The following is an 18,415-nucleotide window of genomic DNA, read 5'->3' on the forward strand; positions in this document are numbered from 1 at the left end:
GAGTGGAAAGAATGAAAGCGATAGGACTTATGCAATATGGAGATACAAGTGTACTACAAGAGATTGAAATGCAGACACCGCTATTGGGAGACAACGATGTACTGATTGAAGTTTATGCAGCTGGTGTAAATCCTGTAGATTGGAAAATACGTGAAGGTTTACTTCAAGACGTAATTACTTATAACTTCCCGCTCGTTTTAGGATGGGATGTTGCAGGTGTAGTTGCTGGTATAGGGCCAAACGTAACAGCATGTAAAGTGGGGGATGAAGTATATAGTCGTCCGGATATTGAACGAAACGGCACTTATGCAGAGTACGTGGCTGTAAATGAGAAGTATGTGGCGAAAAAACCGAGAAATCTATCTTTTGAAGAAGCTGCATCAATCCCTCTAGTAGGTTTGACAAGTTGGCAAAGTTTAGTGAAGTTCGCAAATGTTCAAAAAGGTAATAAGGTTTTAATTCATGCTGGATCTGGCGGGATTGGTACGTTTGCTATTCAATTAGCGAAAAGTTTCGGCGCACATGTTGCAACTACAACTAGTACGAAAAACATGCAGTTTGTAAAGGATCTAGGCGCTGATACTGTCATTGATTACAAAACAGAAGACTTTTCTTTACTTCTGCATAATTACAATATTGTATTTGATGTGTTAGGCGAGGATGTACTAAAGGATAGTTATAAAGTGCTTGCACCAAATGGAAAGTTAGCGTCTATTTATGGTCCGAAAGGTATGGAAATTTCGCAAACTGAAATATCAAGAGAGAAAAATATTGAGAGTGAACATATATTTACTGAACCTAACGGATATGAACTTTCTCTTATTACAGAATTAATTGAGGGCGGGAAGATTAAACCTGTTGTAACGCATGTGTTGCCTTTACATGTAGAAGGTGTAAAAAAAGCGCACCACATAAGTGAGTCAGAACGTGCTCTTGGCAAAATTGTATTGAAGAAACATTGGTAAAGTATGAGGTTGTAGAGACAGTATTATGCTAAGTAGCGAATGAGCTTATATATTCTATTCTAGCAATTGTTTTAAAAGGGAGAGAACAAATGGATTCAATGACATTTCTTTTATTCGGAGCGACAGGAGATTTAGCGAAACGCAAAATTTATCCTGCTTTATATAAACTATTTAGTAATCAAAATATACCACAATCTATTTCGATTATCGGTATTGGCAGAAAGGTAATGTCAGATGTGGAATTTCAAACAAAGGTAGAACAATCCCTTGCTACATTTTCTAGAATATCTACTGATGACGAATCAGGAGTAGAAGAATTTATTAGCACATTTCGTTATTGTCAATTAGATACAGCGAATATAGTGGGCTATCAAGATTTACTGAGCCTAGTAAAAAAGCGTGAAACAGAATTAAACATTCCTGAAAACCGTATGTTTTATCTATCTGTTGTACCAGAAGTATTTGATGTGATTGCTTTAAATATTAAAGAGAGTGGATTGTGGGCTACAAAAGGATTAAACCGTCTCATTATAGAAAAGCCTTTTGGTCATAATGTAAAATCTGCTCGTGAGTTAAATACGAAGGTAATTAAAAGTTTTTATAAAGCTGATATTTATTGTATTGATCATTATCTTTGAAAATGAATGGTAACTAGGAATACACAAAAAAATATTGTGAAATAAAGAATCTTTATTTCGAGACATTTTTATTGACGATAGTAATTTATATAGTTAATATACTAGACGTAAGGTTATTTGATTACTAAAAGTAATTGGATATATATTAGTTTGTTAAGTTCGATAAATAAGTAAGTTGTGGTAGAAATGCTTTGAATTGGCACTATTAATATTGGGGACAATTAGAAAGCGAAAGGTATAAAAAAGAATTGGAATTTGATAACTCTTTGTTTTTTATAAAACATGGGCTTCTGTACAATTCATTTCTAATATATTGACCAGGATTATACAACAAGAGGGGGACTAAAATTGGAATCAATGACCTTTGTTTTATTTGGAGCGACAGGGGACTTAGCGAAACGTAAAATTTACCCCGCACTATATAACTTATATAGAGATCAAAAGCTTCCAAAGCAAATATCCGTTATTGGGCTTGGAAGACGTGAAGTATCTCATATAGATTTTCAAAAAAGAATAAAAGAATCAATAGAGACGTTTTCCCGTCATAGAGAAGAAGGTACTACAGAACTCGAAGGTTTTTTAGATAATTTTCGTTATTGTCCATTAGATGTGAGTAAGCCGGAAGACTATGAGAGATTATTACAAGTCGTTCGTGAAAGGGAAGAGGAACTACATATAAAAGGTAATAGAATGTTCTATCTTTCCGTTGCACCTGAATTTTTCGAGACCATTGCTTTAAATATTAAGGAAAGCGGACTTGATAAAACGGATGGATGGAAACGCCTAATGATTGAGAAACCGTTTGGGCACGACCTTACATCTGCTCGTGAGCTTAATGATAAGCTTAGTCGCACGTTTGAAGAAGACGAGATATACCGTATTGATCATTATTTAGGTAAACCGATGATTCAAAACCTTGAAGCACTAGAATTTGCAAATCCTGTTCTCCAATCGATTTGGAACAAAGAACATATAGCAAATGTACAAATTACAGCAAGTGAAACGGTTGGGGTTGAAGAAAGAGCCGGATATTATGATCACGCCGGAGCCATTCGTGATATGGTTCAAAATCACATGTTACAAATATTAATGATGACTGCTATGAATCTGCCGGAAAAAATTAACGCATGTGAAATTCGAGAGGAAAAGCGAAAGGTAATGGAGACGCTTCGTAAAGTGAAAAAAGAAGACGTTCAGAAGCATATCATTCGCGGCCAATACTCTTCAGGAGAGATAAAAGGTGGGCAAGTTGTAGCGTATAAAGAGGAGCCTGGAGTAAATCCTGCTTCTAACATAGACACATTTGTTACTGCTCGCTTGTGGATCGATAATCCATTTTGGACTGATGTTCCCTTCTATATACGAACAGGTAAAAGAATGAAAGAAAAGTCTACTCGTATTGTAATCGAATTTAAAAATACGTTAAAACAGCAATATCAAGATAATAACCCAAATGCAGAACCTAACTTATTAATAATTGAAATTAGCCCAGGTGAAAATGTTTCATTACAGTTAAATAGTAAAAATCCATTGAAAAATGGAGAGATTGAACCGATGCGTATTAACTTTACTTGCGAGCAAGCGGATGTGGGAGTACCTGAAGCGTATGAAAGACTCATTCATGATGCTGTGAGTGGAGATGCTACATTCTTTGCACATTGGAGAGAAGTTGAACTTTCATGGGAATGGGTACAACCAATTCTTGAAGCATTTGAGGAGAACTTATTACCACTTCATGAATATGAGTCTGGTTCATATGGTCCAGATGCGTCTAATGAATTATTGCAAGAGAGTGGATTTAAATGGTGGTTAGATCAAGAAACGGAAAAATAAGTACTTTTTTTAATGAAGGTATTTAGGGGGACGATTACTATGACACAAAACATAAATCAATTAGCAGTGAATACACTTCGTACGTTATCAATTGATGCTATTAATGCGGCAAATTCAGGTCATCCAGGTCTTCCGATGGGAGCAGCACCGATGGCTTATGCATTATGGGCGAATCATTTGAATCACAATCCTAATCATCCAAAATGGTTTAACCGTGATCGATTCGTTTTATCGGCGGGACATGGATCGAGCCTACTATATAGCTTACTTCATTTAGCTGGATATGACGTTTCGATTGATGACTTGAAAAGCTTCAGAAAGTTAAATAGCAAAACACCAGGACATCCTGAGTTTGGTCACACTTCTGGAGTTGAAGCGACTACAGGACCGTTAGGACAAGGGATTGCAAATGCTGTCGGAATGGCAATGGCAGAAGCGCATTTAGCAGCGAAGTTTAATAAGGATGGTCACTCTATTATAGATCACAATACGTACGCTTTAGTTGGAGACGGTGACTTAATGGAGGGTGTCGCTTATGAAGCGATGTCAATGGCAGGGCATATGAAACTTGGCAAATTAATTGTACTGTATGATTCAAATGAAATTTCACTTGATGGAGAATTAAACATTGCTTTTTCTGAAGATATTCAGAAAAGGGTAGAATCAGCACATTGGCAATATGTAAGAGTTGAGGATGGAAATGATGTTGAGGCTATTACTAAAGCTATTCAATTAGCGAAAGACAATACGGATCAACCTACTCTTATAGAAATTAGAACCATTATAGGTTATGGAAGTCCAAAAGTTGCTGGAACGAACAAAGCACATGGTAATCCGCTTGGAGTAGAAGAAGCGACAGCGACAAAACAAGTGTATGGTTGGCATTATGAGGAAGACTTCTTTGTGCCCGAAGAAGTAACCGCTCATTTTAATGATTTGAAACAAAAAGGTATTGAAAAAGAGAACGAATGGAATGAGCAGTTCAACTTATACAGAGAGTCGAACCCTGCACTAGCAGATGAATTAGAAAAAGCGATTACTGGTGAGGTTTTAATCGAAGCGAAAGACATTTTATCCTTCGATACTGATAAAACGATTTCCACTCGCGTTGCAAGTGGGGAAGCTATTAACCATTATGTGAAATCGATTCCTTCTATTTTCGGTGGAAGTGCAGATCTTTCACATTCTACGATGACAGATATAAAAGGTGAAGCAGTGTATGCGGTAGAATCGTATGCTGGCCGAAATATATACTTCGGTGTACGTGAACATGCAATGGGCGCGGCAGCGAATGGACTAGCACTTCATGGAGGAGTAAAACCTTTCGTAAGTACATTCTTTGTATTTAACGATTACCTTCGTCCATCTATTCGACTGGCTGCATTGCAAAAGTTACCTGTTACTTACGTATTTACACATGATTCGATCGCTGTAGGAGAAGATGGTCCAACGCATGAACCAATTGAACAATTGGCAGCTCTTCGGGCAATTCCTGGTTTAACAGTTATCCGCCCATCAGATGCAAATGAAACAGCGAGTGCTTGGGCGTATGCTTTACAGCAAACGGATGGTCCAGTCGTTTTAGTACTTAGTCGTCAAAATTTACCGGTGTTTCATGAAACGAAAGCGAACATAGAGAATCTTTCTAAAGGAGCTTACGTATTAACACAAACGAATGAAAATCCGGATGTAATTTTAATTGCGACAGGTTCTGAAGTTTCTTTAGCTGCTAGTGCAAAAGCGAAACTAGAAGAAGACAATGTCTCTGTTCGTATTGTTGCAATGCCAAGCTGGGAGCTATTCGATCGCCAATCGAAAGAATATAAAGAATCAGTTCTTGCGTCTTCTGTAACGAAGCGAGTATCTCTTGAGATGGGTGTATCTCTCGGTTGGGAACGTTATGTAGGACAAGAAGGAAAAATATTATCGATTGAAACATTTGGAGCTTCAGGAACTGGGGCTGAAGTCATGAATCTATTTGGATTTACGACAGAAAATGTTGTTCAAATTACAAAAAATGTATTGAATTCTTAAGCTATGACTGTGAATGCCTTTCTGTACATATCAATTTATCAGTGCTGAAAGGTATTCCAGATTGTAGTGATATGAATTTTTAATAAAAGATGATTTGAGGAGGAATTATATTATGCAAGTAGGATTAATTGGTTTAGGTAAAATGGGATTAAATTTAGGGAAAAATTTAATGGATCATAAACATGAAGTAGCTGCATTTGATTTAAATACGAGTGCGGTGGAAGAGATGAAAGAGTACGGTGCTACAGGTACATCTAGTTTAAACGAACTTGTTCAATCATTACAATCACCAAGAATTCTTTGGGTAATGGTTCCGCACGCTGTTGTTGATTCTGTTATTGATGAGGTTACACCACTTTTATCAAAAGGAGATATTTTAATTGAAGCGGGTAATTCACATTATAAAGAGTCTATTCGCCGATATGAGCAATTAAAGAAAGATGGTATTCACTTTATGGATGCAGGAACTTCTGGCGGAATGGAAGGTGCTCGTAATGGTGCTTGTTACATGATCGGAGGAGATCAAGAAGCTTGGGACATCGTTGAACCTATCTTCCGTGATACTGCTGTAGAAAATGGGTACTTATATGCTGGAAAAGCTGGTAGTGGTCACTTCTTAAAAATGGTTCATAACGGAATTGAATACGGTATGATGGCTGCTATTGGTGAAGGATTTGAGATTTTAGAGAAAAGTGAATTTGACTACGATTATGAAAAAGTATCAAAAGTATGGAACAACGGTTCAGTAATTCGCTCTTGGTTAATGGAATTAACTGAAAATGCATTTTCTAAAGATGCCAAACTGGATGAAATTAAGGGCGTTATGCATTCTTCTGGTGAAGGGAAATGGACAGTAGAAACAGCATTAGATCTTCAAGCAGCAACTCCTGTTATCGCAATGTCGTTATTAATGCGCTATCGCTCATTAGACAATGATACATTTACAGGAAAAGTAGTAGCAGCTCTGCGCAATGAATTTGGCGGACATGCTGTAGAAAAGAAATAAACATCTTAAAAATTTAACTCATTGACGTTTAAAAAATGGAGGGAATAAATCATGAAGTTTTTTATTGATACTGCAAATCTTGAGGACATAAAAAAAGCATATAAACTTGGAGTTTTAGCTGGTGTTACAACGAATCCTTCTTTAGTAGCAAAAGAGGGCATTAAGTTTGAAGACCGTATTGCAGAAATTTGTCAGGCAGTGCCTAAAGTTGAATCTGTTTCGGCAGAAGTAACGCCAGATGCTGTTACAGCTGAAGAAATGATTTCTCAAGCAGAGGAACTGATTAAAATTAACGGTGGCGATGAAAAAGTTACAATAAAACTTCCGATGACGCTAGCGGGATTAGAAGCTTGTCGCTATCTTACTGAAAAAGGTGTGAAAACGAACGTTACACTTATTTTCACTGTGAACCAAGCTCTATTAGCTGCTCGAGCAGGTGCAACGTATGTTTCTCCATTTTTAGGACGTTTAGATGATATTTCTGAAGATGGCGTATTATTAGTTGCTAAAATTGCTGAACTATTCGATATTCATCAATTAGATACACAAATTATTGCGGCTTCTGTCAGACACCCAGATCATGTAACGCGTGTAGCGATGGCAGGTGCTCACATTGCAACAATTCCTTATAAAGTAATTGAGCAACTTGCTATGCATCCATTAACAGATCAAGGTATTGAAAAGTTTGCTGCGGATTGGGCGAAAGCGCCTAAGTTATAATGAAGTAAAGTTTCATCGATTTCTTTTTCATGAGAGGGCCAATCTCTATGTAACTTCATCCTATAAACTTAATCTCGAGTTTGGCATCTTATTACGTGAAAGCAGCAATATGAAAAGGAACTCAGAATAGCACAATGGTTATGAGAAGGACCTCCTTATGAGAGTATAGTTTATTAAAACGTAGCTCTCATAAGGGAGAGTCTTTTTTGTATAAATCAAAATCAGAGTGCTCTTTTGTTATAGGAATAATTTGAAAGGGGTTACATGGTGAACTCGAAATATATGATCGGTGTAGATATTGGAACAACTAGTACAAAATCAGTTTTGTTTTCGATTGATGGATCAGTTATTACAAGTCATGGGATTGAATACCCTTTATATTCTCCCGCACCAGAAACAGCAGAACAAGATCCAGAAGAGATTTTTCAAGCGGTCATACATACGATTAAAGAAACTATACAATCAAGTAATGTGCAGCCAGTTGATATTCTTTGTGTTTCTTTTAGTTCGGCAATGCATAGTGTCATTGCTGTAGACGAAGCAGGGAAGCCGTTAACGAGATGTATCACTTGGGCAGATAATAGAAGCGCAAGCTGGGCAGAAAAAATAAAGAATGATATGAATGGTCATGAAATTTACCTTCGTACTGGAACACCAATCCACCCTATGTCACCACTTTCGAAATTAGTTTGGCTTAAGAATGAACATGCTGAGTTGTTTGCAAAGAGCTATAAATTCATCTCTATTAAAGAGTATGTTTTCTATAAGTTATTTAAGGAATATGTAATTGATTATTCTATAGCATCAGCAACAGGAATGTTTAATTTGAAGTCTTTAAAATGGGATGAAGAAGCTTTACATGTTGCGGGAATTACAGATGAAAAGCTTTCTAAACTTGTTCCAACGACGCACAGCTTAATAGGATTAGATAAAGAACTTGCAAATGAGATGAATGTACTTGTTTCTACTCCTTTTATAGTAGGAGCGAGTGACGGAGTACTATCCAATTTAGGTGTAAATGCAATTGATCCTGGTGTTGTGGCTGTTACAATTGGTACAAGCGGTGCGATACGTGCTGTAATAAATCGTCCTGTAACAGATCCAAAAGGTAGAATTTTTTGTTATGCCTTAACTGAGGATCTTTGGGTAATTGGAGGACCGGTTAATAATGGTGGTATGATTTTTAGGTGGGTTCGCGATCAATTATGTACGTTAGAAGTTGAGCATGCGCAGCGTTTAGGAAAAGATCCATATGAAGTGCTTACGGAAATAGCAGCAAAAGTGAATCCTGGATCTGATGGTTTATTATTTCATCCGTATTTAGCCGGTGAAAGAGCACCTTTATGGAATGCGAATGCGCGGGGATCTTTCTTTGGGCTTGGGCTACATCATAAGAAAGAGCATCTGATACGTGCTGTTTTAGAGGGAATCATTTATAACTTGTATACAGTTCTTCTTGCGTTAAAAGAACTAATTGGCGAACCGAAAAAAATTCAAGCGACAGGTGGTTTTGCAAGGTCGGAACTTTGGAGACAGATGATGGCAGATATTTTTCATCAAGATGTATATGTTCCGGAAAGTTTTGAAAGCTCTTGCTTAGGAGCTGCAATCCTCGGTTTATATAGTTTAGGTGAAATAGATACATTATGCGTAGTTTCTGAAATGGTAGGTGCAGATTTTCATCATGAGCCAAACATGGAAAGTGTAGAAAAATATAAAGATTTAACACCAATCTATATTCGTTTGGCCCGTCATCTGGAAGAAGAATATGAGAGTATAGCCGCTTTTCAAAAAAAGTGGATTTAGAGGCTATTTGGCAGGAAAATATGGTAACTTATAAAGAGGTACTCAAGTTTTTTAAGATGTTCTTTCAAAAAATAGTTCACGGTTGTTCTGTAAAAAATATGATGAACAAAAACTATAGGGAAAGGGTTATGAAAATGGCGGATAACAAAGAGTTTATTGGATATGTTGGAACGTACACGAAAGAAAATAGTGAAGGAATATATAAGTTTACGTTAGACACGGAAGCAAAGAAAATTAGTAATGTAACACTTGCGGCCAAGCTGGATAACCCTACATATGTAACGATAAGCAAAAATAATGAATATCTCTATTCTGTTGTTAAGGAAGGCGAATCTGGTGGTGTAGCTGCTTATTCGATTGATAGTAAAACTGGAGAGCTAAAAGCAGAAAACAGACAGGTAGTAGAAGGTGCTTCTCCTTGTCATGTGAGTGTTGATAGTGGAAATCATACGGTAGTTACAGCGAATTATCATAAAGGAACGATTGAGTCTTTCGTAGTAAATGAAGAAAATGGAACTGTAAATCCTGCCGCATCTATTATGATGCATGAAGGTTCAGGTCCGAATAAAGAAAGACAAGAAAAACCACATGCACATTACGCGGGATATACTCCTGATGAAAAATATGTGGTGGGTGTTGATTTAGGGATAGATAAATTAATTACGTATGAAATAAAAGATAGTGTATTAAAAGAAGTGAATAGTTTATCTGTAAATCCAGGAAGTGGTCCGAGACATATTGCTTTTCACCCGAACGGAAAACATGCTTATGTCATGACTGAACTTAGCTCGGAAGTTATTGTATTATCATATAATTCGGAAGAAGGATCCTTTACAGAGTTGCAGTATATTTCTACCGTTCCGAAAGAATTTGATGACAATAGTCAAGGAAGTGCTATTCATATTTCTTCTGACGGCCGCTTTGTATATGCAGGTAATCGCGGTCATAATAGTATTGCTGTTTTCAGTGTGGATCAAAACTCAGGTGAGCTTACATTTGTTGAACATACATCTACAGAAGGGAATTGGCCAAGAGACTTTGTATTAGATCCTACTGAAAAGTTCCTTGTTGCTACAAATGAAAAGTCGCATAATCTTGTGTTATTTTCAAGAAATGAATCTACAGGAAAGGTAACTCTGTTACAATCTGATGTTGTTGTGCCAGAGCCTGTTTGTGTGAAGTTTTTAAACGTTTAATTTGTGATTGGTAGAATTTCTATATATCCTAAAAACAGTAAAAAAGCAAAGCGATATCGCTTTGCTTTTTTCTATTTCTTCTTCGGTCTACGTACTAGTTCGCCGCCACAGTTTGGACAAACGTTTTCTCTCTCTTCTGTACATGGTGCACAAAATGTACATTCATATACGCAAATGTAAGCTTCAGAATTTGGTTCGAGAGATTGATCGCAAATTTGACAGTTTGTTTTCATTTGTAGTGCCATAGTAAGTCTCCTTTTAATTTGAATATTTATAATTTAATTATAATTCATTAGATAGAGACTGTCTTTTTCAATTGAAAGGAAATTGCAGGATAAAGTTATGAATTGAAATGAAAGATGCTATTTTATTTTAAAATTGATTATTTAGTGCAGTTGGAATATTATGAAATAGTCAAAAGACAACAGGGGGTATACATTTTGACTAATCATAATGATCATTTAAAAGCAAACTGCGAAAAATGTTTCGGTCTATGTTGCGTGGCGTTACCATTCGCAGCATCGGTAGATTTTGCGGTGAATAAAGATGGTGGGAAGCCATGTTCTAATTTGCAGTCGGATTATAAATGCAGCATACATAAAAATCTTAGAGGAAAAGGTTATAAAGGTTGTACAGTATTTGAGTGTTTCGGTGCTGGGCAGAAGATTTCGCAAGTTACGTTTAACGGGATTGATTGGCGGAAAGATGCTAAGCATGCGAGAAAAATGTATGATGCTTTTCCGATTATGCATCAGCTTCATGAAATACTGTGGTATTTGAATGAGGCTATTCTTTTACAGGCGACACAATCGATTCATAAAGAGTTAAGTAAAGCGATTGAAGAGACGGAGCGCCTATCAAATTTAAGTTCAGATGAGTTAATGAAAATAAATGTTCCATTACACAGAGCGGAAGTAAACATTCTTCTTTTAGAAACGAGCGAATTAGTTTGGAAGGAAATGAATGCAACGCGTAAGAAACGAATTAGTCATCGCGGAGCAGACCTTATGGGGGCAAATTTGAAGAAGAAAGATTTGCAAGGAGCGAATTTAAGAGGGGCTTACTTAATTGCGGCTAATTTAAATGGAGCAAACTTAAGAGGAGCAGATCTTATCGGAGCAGATTTGCGAGATGCAGATATTCGAGGAGCAGATTTTACAAATAGTATTTTTCTGACGCAAGTTCAAGTTAACGCGGCGAAAGGGGATACACATACGAAATTGCCGAAAATGTTGTCCCGTCCATCGCATTGGAGTGCATAAAGAGTGTATACGAACAGGCAGAGATTCTTAATCTCTGCCTGTTTTTCATTTCTTTTCAAAAGTAGTAATGAAAACACTACATATAATAAGAATACCACCAATAAAAAAGTTACTATTTAATGTCTCATTTAATAAGAGCCAACCGAGCAATGATCCAACGATAGGTTGGAAGAAGAAAAATAATGATCCGATACTTGCATCCATTAGTTCTAATCCTTTATTCCAAAGGAAAAAGGCACCTGCCGTTGAGACGATTCCTAAATATAATACGCCTAGTATTACGTACGTATTTGCGGTTCCGATAGAGGCTGTTTGTAGTTCCCATATCATAAAAGGTGTAATAAAAAAGAGTGAAAAGAATATGGCATACGTTGTGATAACTAAGGATGAAAATCGAGCTGAAGCAATCTTCACATAAATGGATAGTAAAGCCCACGTAATAGCGGCTCCGACTAATATGATTGTTCCGATAAAATAGGAGCCAATTTCAATATCCCATCCGATTACGATAATGACACCAATTGTCGCTATGATAGTAGATAACAGTCTACGAGCGGTTAGTTTTTCTTTTAAAATGATCGCTGCAAATATAACCATAAATGCAGGTGTAGCTGATGTTACTAAAGAGCCTGTATGAGCGTCGGATAATTTTGTCCCGATAAATTGACAAGTAATCGAAATGAAATAGCCGATAAATCCAATCCAAGCGAATAATAGCCAATCTTTTTTGTGAATGGTTACTTTTTTCTTTTGCTTTTTCTCAGTTATTTTCAAAATGAAATATAAAACAACGAAAGCGATAATAAAGCGTAGCCAAACGAGTGTCAATGGTGGGATAAAGTCGAGTACGTATTTGCTAACAACATACATACCGCCCCATATACTAGCTGCTAGTGATAAACATATAGCTCCTAAAATTGTTTGTTTCATGTAAAGTACCTCCGTCTATTTTTAGGGTATTATGAGTTCCCTAAGACGAGGCATAGTGTTAAGTGTTATTTGAATGCCCGCCTTAGTTTATAGACGGCCTACAGGTTGATCGTTTTCGAATGAAGTGTTGTAGTACATGCGTGCATTCCTCCTTCATATTTTATAATGATATTATAACTTAATTTTCAGTTTATTGGGATGTTTCTTTAGAAAATGGAAATGGTGGTTGTTTAAGAAAGCATAGTATATGGTAGAAAAACATATTTTTAAAATAACAGAAACCAATTACATAACTGATAAGTATAGTAAAAGTAGGATGAAAAAGTAGATTAATAGAGAAAGAGGAGGAGATTGTTATAACTACAACCGTTATTTCTCATTTTTATAACGAAGAGTATTTATTGCCATGGTGGCTTATGCATCATACGAAACTGTTTGATCATGGCATTTTAATTAATAAAGGATCAACAGATCGTTCGGTTGAAATTTGTAAAAAATTCGCACCGCATTGGGAAGTGCGAGATTCTGTAAATCCAGAGTTTGATGCATTTGCGACAGATCATGAAGTGATGAGGGTGGAACAAGAAGTAAAAGGATGGAAAATGATTTTAAATACGACTGAGTTTCTTTGTGTACAAGATAAAAATCAGTTTTGGAAATCACTGAATGAATTGGGGGGGAGGATGTATTGGCTGGAAGGGTTAATTATGGTTGATCATCCTAACTACAATTATCCGAAGCTTAAATACGGAACTTCTTTATTAAAACAGCGATTTCACGGTTATTTACCAGAAGATTGGGCGTTATGGAGAAGAGGTAGATTTATTCATAATCATGAGCATGGAAGTTATACGGTTGGAAGGCATTTATCTGCACATGAATCTATGGTTTATCCGCCACTTGCGTGTATTGCATGGTTTGGTTTTAGCCCTTGGAACGATGCGATGAGAAAGAGGAAATTACAAATTGGTCCGACTCTTTCTGAAGCTAGTAAGCAAGGGGGAATGGGTACGCATCATATTATTACACCTGAAAAATTAGAAGAATGGTATAAGGATTTAGCAAGTGGGACGAAGGATTTACGTTTTAGTGATGCGTATCGTTATGCTTTTTTATAAATGATTCCCACCATAAAATTGTTTCTTCGATTCCGGTATTAAGATTGTATGTTGGTTTCCAGTTTACTTCAGTTTTTAAACGCTCTACATTAACGCCGACGAATAAAGGTTCATCTGTAGAGAAAGGAATCGCACCTAGTTTTATTAAATGTTCTTTTCCTATCTTTTTAGCAATGATAGAAGCTAATTCTTTAATTTGTACAGATTGACCAGAAGCGATATTGATTGTGCCTGTAACGCCATGTTCTAATACTGTTACGAGAGCATCAGCGACATCGCTCACATGGAGGAAATCTCTTGATTGTTTTCCATGTGTACATAGTGCTTCCTCATTTTGTAATAAGGAAGTGATAATGTTAGAAACGAGCCGATTCCCTTGTTCGTGAGGGCCATACATGTGAAAAATGCGGCTCCAACACATGCTGAGGCCTGTTTGCTCAGCGTACGTTTGTAGCCAGGAGTGTAGTGCATTTTTACATAATGAATATGGGTTTTTATAGGAAAGAAGTGGTGAATCTTCAAATAGTACGCCGTTAAACCATTCATATTCTGCGCCAGTACCTGCAACAACGACGCGCTTTCCGCCGCATGTTGTGAAGTGTTGAATTAATGAGATGCTGGATGTAAGCCAATAGTAATTATTATTAGATACATAACAAGCTGGTGGTACGGCTTCCCAAGCTAAATGAATGAGATGACTAGGCTTCATGTCGTAAATGAGTTTTTTTACTTCTTCATCGCAAAGTAAATTTACTTTATGCCAATGGCAAGAAAGGTGAGAAGGCTTATTTGTATTGTAAGTGGCGTGTATTTCATAGCCCCTTTGTATAAGAGAATTTACAATATATTTACCAATCCATCCACTACCTCCTGTTACAAGGATTTTTTTCATGGCTCAATCACCTCAATTTCTGGAATCGTTACTAAAAATTTGCCGCCCCATTCACGAATGAAAGAGCATTCTTTCATAATTTCATCTTTTAAATTCCAAGGAAGTATGAGGATGTAATCGGGTTTTGTACGTTTAATTTCTTCTGGAGATTTTATTGGAATGCGGGTGCCTGGTAGAAGGAGATTTTGCTTGTGAGGGTTTTTATCTACTGTATAAGCTAGAAATTCTTTTCCTATCCCGCAATAATTTAAAAGGGTGTTTCCTTTAGCAGGAGCACCGTAACCGATAATTTGTTTGTTTAAAGCTTTTACTTCGATAAAAAAATTTAAAATATTTATTTTCAATTGTTCGATGCGTTTAGAAAAAAGGAGATAGCAATCTAATGTATCTAGCCCGTGATCTATTTCTTCTTGGATTATATTTGTAACACTGGCAGGGATAGTGGAGGAGTCACTGTGATGGTTTACAAAAATACGCAAGGAACCACCGTGCGTTGCAAGTTCTTCTGCATCGACAATTTGTAAATGATGATGAGCTAAAATTTTTTGAAGACTTATAAGTGAGAAATAGGAGAAGTGCTCATGGTATATAGTATCAAACTGTTTAAAGGATATGAGGTTTAATAAGTGAGGAAATTCAATTGTTATCGTGCCATCTTGTTTTAATAACGTTTTTAAACCAGCAACAAAATCATGCAAGTTCGGGACGTGTGCCAATACGTTATTTGCGACGATTAAATCTGCTTGCGGTAATTTTTTTGCTAAGTCATTGCTGAAAAAATTCACTTCAGTAGGAATTCCTTTTTCGATAGCGATTTCTGCTACATTTTTTGCTGGTTCAATTCCTAACGTTTCGATATTTTCTTTTTGAAAGTATTGTAATAAGTACCCGTCGTTACTCGCGATTTCAATCACTTTCGAATGGTTTGTTAAGTTAAAACGCTTAATCGCCATTTCTACATATTGCTTAGCGTGTAGTAGCCAGCTTGATGAGTAAGAACTGAAGTATAAATAGTCATGAAAAATATTGTGCGGAGATTCAAACTCATCTAATTGTACAAGTAAACAAGAGTTACAAACAAATGTGTGCAGCGGATAAAATGGTTCCATTTTATATGAGTTTTCAGGAGCTACAAATGAGTTAGCGAGAGGGGAAACTCCTAAATCTAAAAAAGTATTTGTTAGTAATGAGTGGCAAAAACGGCATTTTTTCTGTTCCATTTTATAGCCCCCTTATAAATTTTTGAATGCATCGATTTGTTGTCGCGTGAAAGATTCCATATTTTCACCAGATGTATATTTTTTGTACCAATCAACAGTCCAAGCGATAGAATGATCTGTTGATAACTTAGGTGTCCAACTGAGTTTATTTACTGCTTTTGTACTATCAAGTGTTAAAATAGATGATTCATAAGGAGTGTTTGTATGAGGAGAAAGGATTGTTAGTGGTTGATTCCATAATTTCATTATAGATTGAATGACATCATGAACGGTTCTGTTAGGTTCATTCACCGGACCGAAATTCCACGCTGCTGCATATTCGGCATCTTTCCAAAGCTTCTCAGCTAAAAGAATATAGCCGTGTAAAGGATCTAATACGTGTTGCCACGGACGAATAGCGTTTTTGTTTCTAATATTTAATGTACCGTCTTTTAAATATGCACGGATTATATCCGGGAATAATCGGTCTTCTGCCCAATCACCACCGCCGATGACGTTACCTGCTCTTACTGAGGCAAGTTTCTGAGTATTAGTGCGGAAGAATGATTTTTGATAGGATGTTGCAACTAGTTCAGCGCAAGCTTTACTAGCACTATAAGGATCGAAACCTCCTAACCGGTCACTTTCCACGAATGCTCGGTTACCGCTCCCGTCATTTTCATAGCATTTATCACTTGTAACATTAATGATACTACGTATACTTTCTATATGTTTTGCGGCTTCTAATACGTGAACAGTACCTAAAACATTCGTTTTAAATGTTTCGATAGGATTTTTGTATGAAATGGTGACGATCGGCTGGGCTGCTAAATGAAATAGTATGTCCGGGGTATGTTGTTTCAGGGCACGGAATAAAGAATCGTAATCTGTAATGTCGCCGTTAATTGATGTGCACTCTTTTGCTACGTTACCTTGTTCAAAAAGGCTAGGATTTGAGGGGAGTTGAGAGGAGTACCCGATTACTTCTGCACCTAATGAAGTTAAAAAAAGGGTGAACCACGAGCCTTTAAAGCCGGTATGTCCTGTAATAAATACTTTTTTCTTATTCCAAAAAGATGATGAAGCCATATTACCAAACCTTCCACGGAGCATTATTACTTTCCCATAGCTCGACTAATTTATTTTTATCGCGCAATGTATCCATTGGATGCCAAAAACCAGTATGTTGAAATGCTGCCAATTCGTTTTTGTTTACTAACTGAACTAAAGTGTTTGTTTCAAAAACAGATTTATCTCCACTAATGTAATTAAAAATATCAGGATTTAAAACGGAAAATCCACCGTTAACCCACCCACCATCACCTAATGGCTTCTCTTGAAAAGATGTGACAGACTGTTTATCTAATACGAGAGAACCGAATCTACCCGGAGGCTGTACGGCAGTAACAGTAGCTGTTTTGCCGTGGTTTTTATGAAATGCAATGAGTTCGTTTATATTTACATTACTTAATCCATCGCCATAAGTGAGGCAGAAAGGTTCGTCCCCGATGTAATTTTGTATTTTTTTAACTCGTCCACCTGTTTCGGTATTTAGACCGGTATCGATCAGTGTCACTTTCCACGGTTCTATACGATGAGAATGGTTAGTAATCGTATTGTCGCTTAAATTTATCGTGAAATCGGACATGTGTAAGTTGTAATTTAGAAAGAATTCTTTAATGGCATATCCTTTATAGCCTAAGCAAATAATAAACTCAGTAATTCCGTAATGGCTATACAAACTCATAATGTGCCATAGAATAGGTTTCGTTCCAATTTCAATCATAGGTTTCGGTTTTAAATGTGTTTCTTCCCCAATCCGAGTCCCGTATCCACCAGCAAGAATAACAGCTTTCATTTTTTCCTCCTAAAATAAAAAATATAATATATACAGTATTCATATTGTATGCAAATGGTTTTGTTTTTGACTAAGTGCGTAAAAATGTGTGGAGCATGATAGGATGAGAAATATTAAGGTTTGAATTTAGGGAATAATTGTTGATATTCAGGATGATTACGTAGATCCTGTGTTGAATTAGTTAACATTAAAAATCGAGCTTCGAGTTCTTCAGAGGACCGACCATATTGTATTTGAAGTCCCGATCGAACGCCCTTTTTTGAGAGGGTGGGTGTAATTTGTAATTTTCTTGCCCTTGTATGTTCGTTCCAAGGGCTAAAATAAAATTTTAAAATGAATGAAGGGGAGTTATAAACGATAGGTTGGTAACGTGTAAAATGTCTGCCTGGTAAATATGCGCCATCAATATGGTTGTGTATAAATCTCCAGGCACATCCGATTTCTGGTTTATAAGGAAAGAGCCCGTGATATCGTTGTTCTACTAAAGGAATGGAATATCTTAGTTTTGAATAATTGTAATCATGCTTATCAATCATAACAATCATTCTAATTGCATACATATTTTGCCCTAACGTATGAAGTGATGAGAAAAATTCTTCTACATTATTACAACAAAGAAATTCTGTAGTATTTAATACCATCTTCCAACCTGAAACTTCTCTTTCAATTTCCATTACTTCAATGTCAGTATTAGTGGGATCGAATTCAAGGAATCTTGAATCTCGTACTTCCCAGTGGGGAGCAAATAATTTGCAAATTTCAACTGAACGATCTGTAGAACCTCTATTAATTAAAATACCGTGATCGAATATTTTTGTGTGATGCATAAGCCACCATGGAAGTAAGTATTCTTCGTTATAAAAATGAGAAATGAGTGTCTTTCTCATGTTAATCATCTCCTATACAAGCAATCATTATTAGTAGGATATGTTTTTAAATAAGAAAGGTTAAAAGGTGC

Annotated in this window: 17 protein-coding genes; 10 read left to right on the top strand and 7 right to left on the bottom strand. The window is 36.5% G+C overall.

Going from position 1 to position 18,415, the window contains the following annotated elements; genetic code table 11:
• Positions 1-11 precede the first annotated feature (11 nt).
• The 8 genes from MKO96_RS14055 (at position 12) to MKO96_RS14090 (ending at position 10,198) form a co-directional block, all read left to right on the top strand.
• Entirely contained in the window at positions 12-965 is a 954-nt protein-coding gene (locus MKO96_RS14055) for an NADP-dependent oxidoreductase (protein ID WP_240587797.1), read from the top strand.
• An 89-nt stretch (positions 966-1,054) separates the two neighbouring features.
• A complete protein-coding gene (locus tag MKO96_RS14060; protein WP_226545143.1) occupies positions 1,055-1,603 on the top strand; it encodes a glucose-6-phosphate dehydrogenase in 549 nt (182 codons plus the stop codon).
• Between the two features lie 348 nt (positions 1,604-1,951).
• Positions 1,952-3,436: a glucose-6-phosphate dehydrogenase gene (gene zwf, locus MKO96_RS14065; protein WP_240587798.1), complete on the top strand. Its 1,485-nt coding sequence runs from the start codon at positions 1,952-1,954 to the stop codon at positions 3,434-3,436.
• A gap of 39 nt (positions 3,437-3,475) precedes the next feature.
• Positions 3,476-5,470: a transketolase gene (gene tkt / locus MKO96_RS14070; RefSeq protein ID WP_240587799.1), complete on the top strand. Its 1,995-nt coding sequence runs from the start codon at positions 3,476-3,478 to the stop codon at positions 5,468-5,470.
• Between the two features lie 112 nt (positions 5,471-5,582).
• Positions 5,583-6,476, top strand: a complete 894-nt coding sequence (gnd, locus tag MKO96_RS14075) for a phosphogluconate dehydrogenase (NAD(+)-dependent, decarboxylating) (RefSeq protein WP_240587800.1) — start codon at positions 5,583-5,585, stop codon at positions 6,474-6,476.
• Between the two features lie 51 nt (positions 6,477-6,527).
• On the top strand, positions 6,528-7,196 hold the full coding sequence (fsa, locus tag MKO96_RS14080) for a fructose-6-phosphate aldolase (RefSeq protein WP_240587801.1): 669 nt from the start codon (positions 6,528-6,530) through the stop codon (positions 7,194-7,196).
• Between the two features lie 264 nt (positions 7,197-7,460).
• Entirely contained in the window at positions 7,461-9,002 is a 1,542-nt protein-coding gene (gene gntK, locus MKO96_RS14085; protein WP_240587802.1) for a gluconokinase, read from the top strand.
• A 128-nt stretch (positions 9,003-9,130) separates the two neighbouring features.
• Positions 9,131-10,198: a lactonase family protein gene (locus tag MKO96_RS14090; protein ID WP_098953991.1), complete on the top strand. Its 1,068-nt coding sequence runs from the start codon at positions 9,131-9,133 to the stop codon at positions 10,196-10,198.
• 71 nt (positions 10,199-10,269) lie between these two features.
• On the opposite strand, the gene MKO96_RS14095 is transcribed toward MKO96_RS14090, so the two are convergent.
• Positions 10,270-10,443 (bottom strand): DUF1272 domain-containing protein, encoded by a 174-nt coding sequence (locus MKO96_RS14095; RefSeq protein WP_098705094.1) that lies wholly within the window; start codon positions 10,441-10,443, stop codon positions 10,270-10,272.
• A gap of 195 nt (positions 10,444-10,638) precedes the next feature.
• On the opposite strand from MKO96_RS14095, the gene MKO96_RS14100 reads away from it, so the two are divergent.
• The gene (locus tag MKO96_RS14100; protein WP_240587803.1) at positions 10,639-11,460 is read left to right on the top strand and encodes a pentapeptide repeat-containing protein; all 822 of its coding nucleotides are present in this window, start codon (positions 10,639-10,641) and stop codon (positions 11,458-11,460) included.
• A 45-nt stretch (positions 11,461-11,505) separates the two neighbouring features.
• On the opposite strand, the gene MKO96_RS14105 is transcribed toward MKO96_RS14100, so the two are convergent.
• Positions 11,506-12,390: a DMT family transporter gene (locus tag MKO96_RS14105; RefSeq protein WP_240587804.1), complete on the bottom strand. Its 885-nt coding sequence runs from the start codon at positions 12,388-12,390 to the stop codon at positions 11,506-11,508.
• 332 nt (positions 12,391-12,722) lie between these two features.
• Here MKO96_RS14105 and MKO96_RS14110 point away from each other — a divergent pair, with 332 nt between their 5' ends.
• Complete coding sequence (locus tag MKO96_RS14110) at positions 12,723-13,508, top strand: glycosyltransferase family 2 protein (protein ID WP_240587919.1); 786 nt, start codon at positions 12,723-12,725, stop codon at positions 13,506-13,508.
• Here MKO96_RS14110 and MKO96_RS14115 read toward each other — a convergent pair.
• The 5 genes from MKO96_RS14115 to MKO96_RS14135 form a co-directional block, all read right to left on the bottom strand.
• Positions 13,477-14,400 carry an NAD-dependent epimerase/dehydratase family protein gene (locus tag MKO96_RS14115; RefSeq protein WP_240587805.1) on the bottom strand — a complete coding sequence of 308 codons (924 nt, stop codon included), beginning with the start codon at positions 14,398-14,400 and terminating at the stop codon, positions 13,477-13,479. The genes MKO96_RS14110 and MKO96_RS14115 overlap by 32 nt on opposite strands.
• Positions 14,397-15,620 (bottom strand): methyltransferase domain-containing protein, encoded by a 1,224-nt coding sequence (locus MKO96_RS14120; protein WP_240587806.1) that lies wholly within the window; start codon positions 15,618-15,620, stop codon positions 14,397-14,399. The genes MKO96_RS14115 and MKO96_RS14120 overlap by 4 nt, the downstream gene beginning before the upstream one ends.
• 12 nt (positions 15,621-15,632) lie before the next feature.
• Complete coding sequence (rfbG, locus tag MKO96_RS14125; protein WP_240587807.1) at positions 15,633-16,688, bottom strand: CDP-glucose 4,6-dehydratase; 1,056 nt, start codon at positions 16,686-16,688, stop codon at positions 15,633-15,635.
• A gap of 1 nt (position 16,689) precedes the next feature.
• The gene (rfbF, locus tag MKO96_RS14130) at positions 16,690-17,457 is read right to left on the bottom strand and encodes a glucose-1-phosphate cytidylyltransferase (protein ID WP_240587808.1); all 768 of its coding nucleotides are present in this window, start codon (positions 17,455-17,457) and stop codon (positions 16,690-16,692) included.
• 113 nt (positions 17,458-17,570) lie between these two features.
• Positions 17,571-18,344, bottom strand: a complete 774-nt coding sequence (locus tag MKO96_RS14135) for a glycosyltransferase family 2 protein (protein ID WP_240587809.1) — start codon at positions 18,342-18,344, stop codon at positions 17,571-17,573.
• Between the last annotated feature and the right edge of the window lie 71 nt (positions 18,345-18,415).

This window comes from Bacillus sp. ES1-5, assembly GCF_022487605.1.
Classification (GTDB): Bacteria; Bacillota; Bacilli; order Bacillales; family Bacillaceae_G; genus Bacillus_A; species Bacillus_A wiedmannii.